Source organism: Pseudoflavonifractor sp. 60 (genome assembly GCF_009911645.1).
GTDB lineage: Bacteria > Bacillota > Clostridia > Oscillospirales > Oscillospiraceae > Lawsonibacter.
This window is the reverse complement of the sequence record NZ_QWKI01000017.1, coordinates 1-11,557: the sequence shown is the minus strand read 5'-3', so window position 1 is coordinate 11,557 and position 11,557 is coordinate 1. Positions and strand designations below refer to the sequence as shown.

6 protein-coding genes are annotated in these 11,557 nt (G+C 62.8%); 3 read left to right on the top strand and 3 right to left on the bottom strand.

Going from position 1 to position 11,557, the window contains the following annotated elements; translation table 11 throughout:
- Positions 1–104: 104 nt before the first annotated feature.
- Positions 105–1,268 (bottom strand): mannitol-1-phosphate 5-dehydrogenase, encoded by a 1,164-nt coding sequence (locus D1646_RS02205; RefSeq protein ID WP_160634868.1) that lies wholly within the window; start codon positions 1,266–1,268, stop codon positions 105–107.
- A gap of 461 nt (positions 1,269–1,729) precedes the next feature.
- Between D1646_RS02205 and D1646_RS02200 the strand changes: the two genes are divergently transcribed.
- From D1646_RS02200 to D1646_RS02190, 3 genes are read left to right on the top strand one after another with little or no spacing between them, the layout of a single operon-like run.
- Positions 1,730–2,473, top strand: a complete 744-nt coding sequence (locus D1646_RS02200) for a DeoR/GlpR family DNA-binding transcription regulator (protein WP_160634867.1) — start codon at positions 1,730–1,732, stop codon at positions 2,471–2,473.
- Between the two features lie 59 nt (positions 2,474–2,532).
- Positions 2,533–2,799 carry an HPr family phosphocarrier protein gene (locus tag D1646_RS02195; protein WP_160634866.1) on the top strand — a complete coding sequence of 89 codons (267 nt, stop codon included), beginning with the start codon at positions 2,533–2,535 and terminating at the stop codon, positions 2,797–2,799.
- 49 nt (positions 2,800–2,848) lie between these two features.
- Entirely contained in the window at positions 2,849–4,759 is a 1,911-nt protein-coding gene (locus D1646_RS02190) for a PTS mannitol transporter subunit IICBA (RefSeq protein ID WP_160634865.1), read from the top strand.
- Between the two features lie 60 nt (positions 4,760–4,819).
- Here D1646_RS02190 and D1646_RS02185 read toward each other — a convergent pair whose 3' ends face one another.
- Positions 4,820–8,002: a DEAD/DEAH box helicase family protein gene (locus D1646_RS02185; protein ID WP_160634864.1), complete on the bottom strand. Its 3,183-nt coding sequence runs from the start codon at positions 8,000–8,002 to the stop codon at positions 4,820–4,822.
- A gap of 3 nt (positions 8,003–8,005) precedes the next feature.
- Positions 8,006–11,176 (bottom strand): site-specific DNA-methyltransferase, encoded by a 3,171-nt coding sequence (locus D1646_RS23620; RefSeq protein ID WP_160634863.1) that lies wholly within the window; start codon positions 11,174–11,176, stop codon positions 8,006–8,008.
- Positions 11,177–11,557 lie beyond the last annotated feature (381 nt).

Genomic DNA, 11,557 nt, shown 5'->3' with positions numbered 1-11,557 from the left:
GCCAGCCGCTCCTGGCGGGAGGTCAGATAGTCCTCGGGCAGAAAGCCGCTCAGCTTGGAGAGATCGAGTTTTAACATAGAGGGTTCCTCCTTTGTCAATTGAAATCAGCCCTTCTTGGAGAAGGACAGGGCGCGGTACACATCCAGAACGCGGCTGAACAGGGGATTGTCGGGAGTCAGGCCGGTGTACTCCTCCAGGGCCTTCTCCACGCCCTCCGCCTCGATCTTCTTCTGCATTTCAACGCTCTGCTCGTCCTCGGGGCAGTTGAAGTGGAGGGCCGCCGCCGCGCCGAAGATCAGGTGGTCGACGGGCAGGCCGTAGGAGTAGGCGGTCATCAGGGGCTTGACCAGGCGGTCGGTGGGGGACAGCTTGCGGATGGGCTCTCGGGCCACGCGGGCGGTCTCGTCCTCCAGGAAGGGATTCTGGAACCGGGCGAAGATGCGCTCGATATAGGCGTGATGGGCGTCGGCGTCAAAGTTGAACTTCTTAATCAGGCCCTCGCCGCTCTCATACATGGCCTGGTGGACCAGGTGGCCGATGGCGGGGTCGGCGATGCTCTCCACAATGGTCCTGCACCCCTTCAGGGAGCCCAGATAGGCGCAGACGGCGTGGCCGCTGTTCAGGGTAAAGAGCTTGCGCTCCAGGTAGGCGTCCAGGTTGTCAACCCAGCCCAGGCCCTGGATCTCGGGCCGCTCGCCCTTCCAGCCGGCCTTCTCCACGTCCCACTCGGTGTACTGCTCCACCGCCACGTCCAGGGGATTTTCAAAGGTGGCCTTGGGCACGATGCGGTCCACGGCGCAGTCGGCGAAGCCCACATACTCCTTGGCGTAGTCCAGCTCCTCCCCGCTCAGGTTGGCGTAGACAGCTTCCCGCAGCTGGCTGGTGCCCCGGATGGCGTTCTCACAGGCCACCACATTCATGATCTGGGTGCTCCCCGCCGCCTTCCGGGCCCGGATGCCGGCGGCGATGGGCTTGGCCACGATGGGCAGGATGCGCAGGCCCACGGCGGTGGTAATCAGCTCGCAGTCGCCGGCGATAGCGTCCACCAGCTCCTGATTGGCGGAGGAGATGCCGCTGATGTTGGTGACGGTCCACTCCGCGCACTCCCGGTCCTGGATGTGGACAGTGTAGCTCTTGCGCTGGTTGATGGCAGAAATCAGGTTCTCCGCCACGTCGGCAAAGGTGACATGGTAGCCGCTCTTCTCCAGTAGGGCCCCGATAAAGCCCCGGCCGATGTTGCCCGCGCCGATCATAATTGCCTGTTTCATGTGTGATCCCTTCCTTTGTTGTAGTTTGGTGGTCCCGGTGTTCCTTGCCTCAAAGTATAGCACCGTCTCCTGGGGAATAGCAAGCGGAAGGCTGCGAAAAAGCGCCGAAATATCCTGCCCCATAACGGCCCGAAAAAGTGATTTTGCACGTTTTTGATTGTTTCGGGTCCGAGAGGGGGAGACAGCTCCCCTGGGGACCGCCCTTGCGCCCCGGCGCAGCTCCAGATTTCTCCAGCACAGCTCTGGGGACCTCTCGCCGGTTTCAGGGCAATTTTTTTGCTGTTCTCCGGCTAATTTCTCTCATACCCCCGACTTTTGGTGCAGAGTACACAAAAAACAAGCCCGCTTTTTGTACATAAAATCCGACACAAATGGGTTGACTTTCCAGCCGCCCTATGTTAGGATAATCATAGTCAAAATCAATCAACCACTCAATATCAATCAAGAATGGAGGCGAGACCATGCTGGCTGAACAGCGCGCGCGGACGATTTTACAGCAGCTCTCCCAGCACCAGACCGTCAGCGTCATGGACCTGTGCCAGACCACCGGGGCGTCAGAGGCCACCATCCGCCGGGACCTGAACGCCCTGGCCAGCCAGGGGAAGCTGGTGAAGATCCACGGCGGAGCCACGACCCTGGAGGAGGAGGAGTTCTGGGCGCGGGAGCCCGACCTGGCCACCAAGCAGCGCTACGCCAGAGAGAAGGAGCGCATTGCCCGCTGCGCCGCCGCCCTGGTGGGGGAGGACGACGTGGTCTTTCTGGACACCGGTACCACGGTGCTCCACATGGCCAACCACTTGAAGGACTCCAAGGCCCTGTTTGTCACCAGCAGCATCGACCTGGCCGGGATGCTCTCCGCCCACGAGCGGAAGGTGTACCTGCTGGGGGGGATCCTGAAGCCGGGGACGGTGGACATTGTGGGGGCTCAGGCCCTGAACAGCCTGCGGGACTACAACTTTACCAAGGTGTTCCTGGGGGCCAGCGGCGTCAGCGTCAGCCAGGGCTTCACCACACCCGACCCGGAGGCGGCGGCTCTGAAGGAGATGGCGGCCTCCCGGGGGCAGAGCTGCTATATGCTCATCGACTCCAGCAAGTTTGGCCGGGTCACAGCGGCCACCATCCTGCCCCTGGACGGGGCCCAGATCATCACCGACCGCCTCCCCGACCAGAAGTACCTGGACAGCGCCCAGGTCACTGCGGTCTGACCCCGCGTCCCCCTGCTCAGGAACAGTATTTGAAATGTATGGGAAAGGATGTATGAGCCATGGTATCCAAACGTGTGAAGGTCATCAATCCCCTGGGGCTGCATATGCGCCCTGCCCAGCTCCTGGTGGCGGAGATGGCAAGATATGACAGCGACGTCACCATTCTCTTTGAAGGGAAGACCATTGACGCCAGGAACATCATGGGGCTGATGGCCTCCTGTGTGCAGATGGACAGCGAGATCGAAATTTGCTGCGAGGGCCCCCAGGAGGCCGAGGCGCTGAAGGCCGCCGTCCGGCTGGTGGAGTCCGGCCTGGGGGACCTGTGAGCCGGAGGGGCCGCAATACTGTGTTATTTATTTGAAAGGAGATACATCAATGAAAGAAAACGTACAAAAATTCGGGCGATTCCTCAGCGGCATGGTCATGCCGAACATCGGGGCCTTTATCGCCTGGGGCCTCATCGCCGCCCTGTTTATCGAGGCCGGCTGGTTCCCCAACGCCACCATCGCCCAGATGGTCAGCCCCATGCTCTCCTACCTGCTGCCCATCCTCATCGCCTACACCGGCGGCAAGATGGTGGGCGGCCAGAAGGGCGCGGTAGCCGGTTCCCTGGCCGCTCTGGGCGCCATCGCCTCCACCAGCAGCACCATGTTCATCGGCGCCATGATCTGCGGCCCTCTGGGCGGCTGGTGCATCAAGAAGTTTGACGAGAAGATGGAGGGCCATGTCCCCGCCGGCTTTGAGATGGTGGTCAACAACTTCTCTGTGGGCATCATCGGCGGCCTGCTGGCCATCCTGTCCATCTTCGCCATTGGCCCCACCTGCGTGGTCCTCACCGATATCCTGGGCAATGGTGTGGGCTGGCTGGTGGACCACAGCCTGCTCCCCCTCACCGCCGTGCTGGTGGAGCCCGCCAAGGTGCTCTTCCTGAACAACGCCATCAACCACGGCGTCTTTACCCCCATCGGCACCGAACAGGTGGAGACCCTCCGGGCAGCCGGTGAGATTGGCAAGTCCATCCTGTATATGATCGAGTCCAACCCCGGCCCCGGTCTGGGCCTGCTGCTGGCCTACTGCGTGGCCGGCAAGGGGGAGACCCGCTCCTCCGCCGGCGCCGCCGCCATCATCCAGTTTGTGGGCGGCATCCACGAGATCTACTTCCCCTATGTCCTGATGAACCCCATCGTCATCCTGGGCCCCATGCTGGGCAACGTCTGCGGCATCTTCACCCTGAACCTGCTGGGCGGCGGCCTGTCCGGTCCCGCCTCCCCCGGATCCATCATTGCCGAGCTGATGCTGACCCCCAAGGGCTGCTACTTCGCCAATATTGCCGGTATCGCTGTGGCCGGGGGGGTCAGCTTCGCCATCTCGGTCTTCCTGCTGAAGTTCTTCGGTAAGGACGCCAGCCTGGCGGAGGCCCAGCAGCAGGTGGCCGCCTCCAAGGCCGCTTCCAAGGGCCAGGCCGCTCCCTCCGCCGCCCCCACCGGCGCGCAGGTGGATATCCACTCCGTCAAGAAGATCGTCTTCGCCTGCGACGCGGGTATGGGCTCCTCCGCCATGGGCGCCACCATGCTGCGCAACAAGCTGAAGGACGCCGGTATCACCGATATTGAGGTCATCCACCACCCCGTGTCCGAGATCCCCGCCGACTGTCAAATCGTGGTGACCCACCATGAACTGGCCCACCGGGCGGTAGCCAGCAATCCTCGGGCCCGGGTGATCCCCATCCAGAACTTTATGGGCGCCCCCGAGTACGCCTTGCTGGTGGAGGAGCTGGTGGCCGCCCGCAGCGGTAAGGCTGCCCCCGCCCCCGCCGCCCCCAAGGCGGAGGAGAAGCCCGCCGCCCCCGGCGCTATCCTGCTGGAGCAGAAAAATATTGTGCTGAACTGCAAGACCGTCAGCCCCGAGGAGGCCATTCGGGCCGTGGGCAAGCGGATGGTAGACAGCGGATACTGCTCCGAGGGCTATGTCCAGGGTATGCTGGACCGCAACGCCAGCTTCCCCGTGGCCATCGGCAGCCATGTGGCCATCCCCCACGGCACCAACGAGTCCCGGGAGTTCATCCAGAAGACCGGTCTGGTGGTCATGACCTACCCGGAGGGCATCGTCTGGGGTGAGGATCAGGAGCTGGTCCGCCTGGTGATTGGCATCGCCTCCACCGGCGAGGAGCACCTGGACATCCTCAACCGCATTGTGGAGGTCTGCGAGACCGAGGAGGACACCGACGCCCTGGTGGACACCGCCACGGTGGAGGACCTGTACAAGAAGCTGAACGGGCTGAGCTGAGCCAATAATCCATAGAAAAATCCCCCAAAAGGAGAACCCTTCTCCCTTTGGGGGAACTTTTTATGGAATGATTTTGGACATCAGCTTGTCGATACATCGGGGGTCGTCCAGGGTGTACACGTTCAGGGCCTCCCGCTGGTCCTGGTCCATGCTCCCCCAGGGGGACTGGCGCAGCAGACTGGAGGGGGTGCTGGACAGGAGGAAGGAGTGCAGGGCGATTTTTTTCCCCGCCGGGGGAGTCAGCCGCCCCTCCAGCTCCTTGATGGTCCGGTGAAACTCCACTTTGGGGTCGGTGGGGCTGACCCGCATCAGGCCCTTGGGGTCGAGAAAGAGAATGTCCTGCCGGTCCGGCCGGTCCAGCCACAGGATAAAGTCGGGGTAGAAGTTCCCCGCCTCGAAGAAGCCCAGGCCGCTCCTGCTCTGGTTGCGCAGGAGGAACAGGTCCTTGGCCAGCCCGCAGTGGCCGTCCAGCCAGTCCTTCAGCCGCTCCAGGAAGAGCATCTCCCCCCGGTTCAGGGCCACGGGGGAGACCTGGAGCTGGGGGGTGTTCCGGTCCATCCCCAGAAGGGGGGCGCAGAGGCAGGGGTCCAGGTCGTAGGCCGTCAGCAGTTCCGGGACCAGCTCCTCCCGCCAGGCGCCCAGCTGGCCCCGCTTTTTCAGAGCCTCCTCCGCCTCCGCAGCAGCCGCCGCCAGCCGGTCCGGGCCGTCGGGAGGGGTATAGGTGAGGGTGTGCTCCGCCAGAAAATTCCGGTCCTCCGCCGTCAGAGGGGCGTACTCCAGCAGGGGGGCCTCCCAGCGGGCCTTTTCAAAGCGGAAAAACTTGTCCATGTATACCTTCAGCACCATGACGGCGTAGTCCGCCGCCCCCTCCAGTTTGGCCAAGGAGTCCAGCCTCAGATGGTCCCGGGGCGTCAGCAGGCCGTACCAGCCGTCGGTGCGGAGGATGCCCTCCAGCCGGTCCTGGACCAAAATCGGATTGTGGTAGCCCTTTTCCCGCTTGTAGGCCGTCAGCTCCTCCCAGATCCGCCGGTAGTCCAGGTGGGGCAGCGCCTCCGGGGGGATGGTCTGCTCCTCCGGCATGGACTCCATGGACAGACTGAGGGCCGACTCAATGGCCTGGACCCTGCTGCGGCAGTCCAGCACCGACTTGTTTTTTACCAAATACCGGAGAAAGTCCTCCCTGGGGGCCTCCAGCACCAGACGGGGGCCCTGCCGCTTAAAGCTGACCCCCTGGCGCACCTGGATGGTGTACAAGGTCCGGTCCTTGGGCAGCCGGCAGACCGTGGGCAGGGTAAGAGGCAGGATATTGTTGTTGGAGGGGGCCCCTTCCCGCTCCAGATAGTTTTTGAAATCCTCCATATACTGGGCCCTGACGCCGAAAATGTTCAAGGTCTCCAGCAGCTCAATATGCTTGGGGGGCGGCCCGGGGAGCTGAGCCCGGCGGGAGCGCTTGAGACAGCCGCCCCAGCCCCGCAGCCGGACCCCACGGCCAAAGAGCTGGATGGCCTGGGAGCCCTCCCCCTTGGCAAAGTTAATCAGCCCCATGGTGGACACCCGCCAGCTGTTCCAGCCCTCGGTGAATTTTCGGGAGCCGATGAGCATGGTAATGGTGGAGTTGGGGGCGTTGATCTCCTGAAACAGGGAGCGGGAGATGAACTCCGCCGTGCGGACGGCAATGCCCTGGTTCCCGCAGCTGCGCATCAGGCCCGGCACATCTCCAATGCTGATGACGCCGAAGCAGCTGCCATAGTCCCCCGCCCGCAGAGCGATCTCTCCGGGGACCTGGCGCAGCTGCTCCAAATACAGCCGGGGCTCGCCCCCGCCGCCGGCGCGAAAGACCAGGCGGAGGATATCCTGAAAGAGGAGGGCCGGGTCGGGGGCCAGATACTCCTGAAGGGCCTTAAACTTACCGAAGAACAGCTCGTTGTCCCCGCCGTCCACCAGACCGGTGTCGTCCTCCAGGAGCCGGCGCAGGCGGTTGACCGAGACCGCCCGATCCCGCAGGAAGCGGTCCAGGAAGGTGAGCACCTCCTCAATGTCGGTGAGCTCCTCCCGGGAGGTCTTGGCCGTGACCCGGTTGCCCACAAAGACCAGCAGTGGCTGCTCCAGCTGGAATTTTTTCAGCTTGCTGCCCTCCAGCTCGTACAGCTTCAGCTGCTGGTAGAAGCTGAGCAGACAGCCGGTGAGGTACAGCTGGCGCTGCTCCTGGCTGGCCGACTGCCCTAGGTTGTAGATGCAGTAGTCCTTGCCGTAGCCGTCCTGATAGAAGTGGCGGTAGGAGTAGTCCATCAAAATGGATTTCCCGTACTCCTCCATCAGGGCCCGCTCCTCCTCCTTTTTAGAGGCGGCGTTCAGAGCCTGCTTGAAGGTGGCGGAGTACTCAAAGGCGAAGCCTTCCGCCGACAGCCGGGTCCGGTAGTCGTACCACACATCCCCCGACAGGCCCCGGTGGCCCTCGTCCACCAGAACCAGGTTGTTCTGCTCAAAGCTGTCCACCGAGACAGTTTTGACCTTCCCCTCCTCCTTTAGCTTGTTCATGTCAATCACCAGCACCTGGTCCAGCTGCTGGTCCAGGACCCGGTCCTTGTCAAAGAGGGCGGCGGGGATGGAGGACAGGGCCAGCTCCTCCAGGTGCTGAAGACTCATGCCCTCGTTGGGGGAGAGGAGGATGGTGCGGTTGAGGGTCGGGGCCCTGTTCCCCCGCCGGGCCCGCTGGAGGTAGTGGCGGAACTGGAGGATGTTCACGTGCATCATCAGGGTCTTGCCGCTGCCGGTGGCGCACATGAAGGCCAGCTTGTTCAGCCGGTCGGGGGTGTAGGGGCGGAAGGAGATCAGCCCCAGGGACTCCGCCTCCTTCTCCTGGAGCCACCCGTTCAGCGCCCGGCAGAAGCCCTCCGGGTCGGAGAAATACCGGTCCAGGTACAGCTCGGTGAACAGCAGGGCCAGATATTGAAAGTACTTCCAGCGGATGCCCCCGCGCTTCCTCCCGATTTCTTTAGTGTGGCGGCAGATGTTTTCGTCATAGATCCCCAACTGCTCCGCCGTCAGCGGCGCGTTCCGCCGCCGGCACCACTGGGTCAGCCATCCGCAGTACCAGGTGCTGCCGTTCTCGTCCAGCCCCTCAAACTCGGCACTGTTCAGCTGCTGGCCCAGCTGACTCAGGGAGTCGGCCCGCAGCTGGTGGAGGAAGTAGCGAAACAGTACCAGCTGGTCCTCAAAGGGCGGGGGAGATTGCTTTGCCATTCCTCATACCTCCTCAAACATACGGGCCTTCAATTCCGTCTCGGTGAGATAGACCTGCCAGCTCTGGCCCGGCCCCCGCAGGCCCTCCAGATTGCTGTCGCCGTTGACAAAGACCGCGTCCCAGCGCTCCTGCCCGGCCCGGGCGGTGAAATAGGCGTCCAGGGCGGCGTTGGAGGCGGCGGCGTCCCGGGTCACGGTGCGCCAGATCACCAGCGCCCGGCGGCCGTCGGGCAGGACCCCCTGGCTGCGGCAGAAGGCGTAGGGGCCCGTCTCCTCCGGGACCAGCTCCACCGCCCCCTGGTAGGCGGGGGTCCGGGCAGGCCGGGTCGAGAAGCGCTCAATGCCGCTCTGACGCTCCACCGCCAGCCCCAGCAGGTAGTGGAAGGTCTCCCGCAGGTCCACCTTCCGCTCCCGGCACTGGTTTTTCTCGGTGATGCGCATGGTGTAGTCAAAGGGATTGGAGAAGGCATCCGGGCTGAGGATGCTGTCCCGGCTCTCCAGGTCCAGCATATAGCGGACCAGGTACTCGTCGGTCATTTGCAGCTCCATCTGGCCGCTGGGGCGGGAGAGGCTGATGTTGGACAGGGCGTCCTCGTAGCTCTCCAGCCGCATATACTTGATGATTTGGGACACCCCCCCGTCCCGCTGCTGGGGGAGGCCGTCCCGCCAGTCGGGGGCGTACACCGCCTTCTTCATCCGGGGGCGGATGACGGTGTGAAAGTGCTCCCCCATGTCCACCAAAATGTACCGGCGGCGGGCCCCGGTCCTGCGGTTCAGGTCGATGACGGCGTGGCCGGTGGTGCCAGAGCCGGCGAAGTAGTCCAGCACCGTGTCCTCTGGCCCGGCGCCAATGGAGATGTTGTCCTCCACGGTGAACAGGCTCTTGGGGTAGTCGAAGGGATTGTTGGGCAGCATCTGCTCCAGCAGGTTGGTGCCCTTGGAGGAGGCGTCGTACCGCTCGCCGAACCACAGGGATTTGGGGGTCGCCTCCGCGTCGGCAAAGTCGTACTGATACACCGCATAACCCCCGCCCCGCACCGCCTTGCAGAAGAGTACGCCGCTTTTGACCCCGTCTACACAGCTCTGGTAGCCCCAGCGCCAGCGGAATTTCTCCCCCTTGCTGCTCAGAGGGAGAATGGCCTGGTAGCCCCGCCCGGCGTAGTCCTGAATGACCCGGTCCACAAGGGCGTCGTCGAAGGTGTCGGCGGCGGGGTCGTAGATCTGGTCGTAGAGCTCCTTGGGGATGACCAGCAGCTCCTTCTTCTCCGGGGAGTAGAAGAAGGGGAAGTACATATAGGGCCGCTCCTCCCGGAACTTGCCGACCCCGGTGCGCTTCAGGGGCAGCTCCCGCAGGGCCTGGCCGTCCTTGCTCTTGCTGAACTTTTTGGCCAGCTCCTCCTGGGAGAGGACGAAGTTGTGGGTCTGGGCCAGGGCCCTGTTCCGGGCGTAGATCAGGGTGTAGTCGTGGGCCTGGGCGATGAAGCCCTGGTCCCGTCCCTTGGGATTGGTGAGAATGGCGATGTTGGAAATGGCGTTGGAGAGTCCGAAGACCTGGTCCATGCACAGATTCAGGTGGCGCATCTCGTAGTCGTCCACCGCCGCCTGGATGATGCCGGTGGGGGCCATCAGCTTCCGCCCCTCCTGGAGGCGGGATTCCATGAGGGAGAGCCAGCTGGAGTGCTCATAGCCGTTTTTGTACAAAATTTTGCTGGCGTCGGTGTTGTAGGGGGGGTCGATGTAGGTCAGCTGGATCTGCTCCCTGTACCGGGCCTGAAGCAGCCGCAGGGCCTGGTAGTTGTCCGAGTGGAGCATCACGCCGTCGGTCCGCCGGTCCAGGTCGGGGATGGTCTCGATCAGGGCGTCTTTGAACTGGGGGGAGAAGTGGGCGGTGTCCACCATCAGATTCTGATTTTTCCGCAGGAAGTCCAGGGTGGGCGGGTCGGTCCAGCCCGGGGCCAGGTGAATGGCGTACAGGTCGGCCCACTCCTTCACCTGGGCCGGATTTGACGCAATTTCCGGCCAGAAGGACTCGTCGATGTGGTCCAGGGTGAGGCACCAGTTGGTCTCTACCACAAACTTCTTTTTCAGCCACAGCTTTTTCTGAAAGTCCTCGATTTGGGCCAGAAAGTCGATGATGAGCTGGCCCACCCGGCGCATGGCCTGCACCTTGGCCAGACAGACCTCCGCCTGGACCCCGGCGTCCAGGTCCTCCAGGCGTAGGACCTCGCTTTTGATGTAGAAATCCAGCTCCCGGGTCAGGAAGCCCCCTAGGTCCTTGTGGATAAAGTAGTCGAAGGTGTTCTTGGCGGTGTAGGCCCGCAGGTGCTTCTCCAGCAGGGAGGGGGCGTCCTTCCCCTGACCGGCGGGGGCCAGCAGAGGGGTCAGCTCCGGGCGGCGCAGGGAGAGGACCCAGCGGGCAATGGCGGTGGAATTTTCCTCCAAATACTTGCGCTTTTTGTCCTCGGGGATGTCGTAAATAAAGTGGATGACCAGCTCCCGGTCCTCCGGATGGTAGGCGAAGGGGTCCTGAGGGCAGAGCATGAAGACCCGCTTGGCGTCCTTGCTCTCCGCGTTGTTGTTCTGCTCGGTGGTGGCGTCCACCAGGCGGAAGTGGACGGAGATGCCGTCAAAGAGGAAGGTGTAGTCCTTAAAATTTTCGCTGGTCTTGATGTAGTACTGGTCCCGGTTCGCCCAGTAGAGCATGACCTCCTCCCCGCTGTAGGGGATGGTGTAGATGTCCTTTTTGTACCGGCGCTTGGAGATGAAATCCCCCTCCTCATAATACCGGCTGAAAAAGGTGTACAGGGCGGAGTACACGTCGGTCTCCAGGGCGGTCAGGTCGGCCCCCTGTGCCAGCTTCCGCTTCAGCGCCTGATACTTCTCACCCATGGGGGTGTTCTCGGGCAGATTGTCCGCCTCCTGCCCCATGGAGGCCGCCATCTCCTCGATGTGGGCCATCTGGGCGCGGAGCTCCTGGCGGCTGTCCTGGGCGAAGGGGGAGAGTGCCTGCGCTACCAGCTGGGGCAGACGGTGGTTCAGAAAGGTCTCGATTTCCTCCCGGCGCAGGTTGAGGACCCGGTAGATTCCGAAGTCCAGGTCGGACTTGTCCAACTCGAATATGTTCTTTAACAGCATGGTAAACCGCTGCAATCGCTCGTTTCGCTCATTTATCATAAATACTCCTTGTCCGCTCCCGCTTGAAAATTACTTCCCTATCAGACTAACATACTTTGCCGGGAAACGCAAGGGCCGCCATTTTTCTGCCGCAAATCCACTAAATGCGGCGTCAGCCGCCAGCCCCCTTTGGCAAAGGGGCCAGGCCGCCTGCGGGCGGGACGAGGAATGGGCCCTGCGAAGCAGGGCCCACAAGCGGCGAAGCCGCTTGCCCCCTTTTGAAAGGGGGTGCCTGAGCGAAGCGAGGGCGGGGGATTGTCTTAGGACGACTGCTTCTATTTTAGATTCCAAGTAGAAGAAATGCCAGCAAATCAATCCCCACCGCTTCGCGGAGCCCTTTTTCAAAGGGGCCAGGCCACCTGCGGGCGGGACGAGGGATGA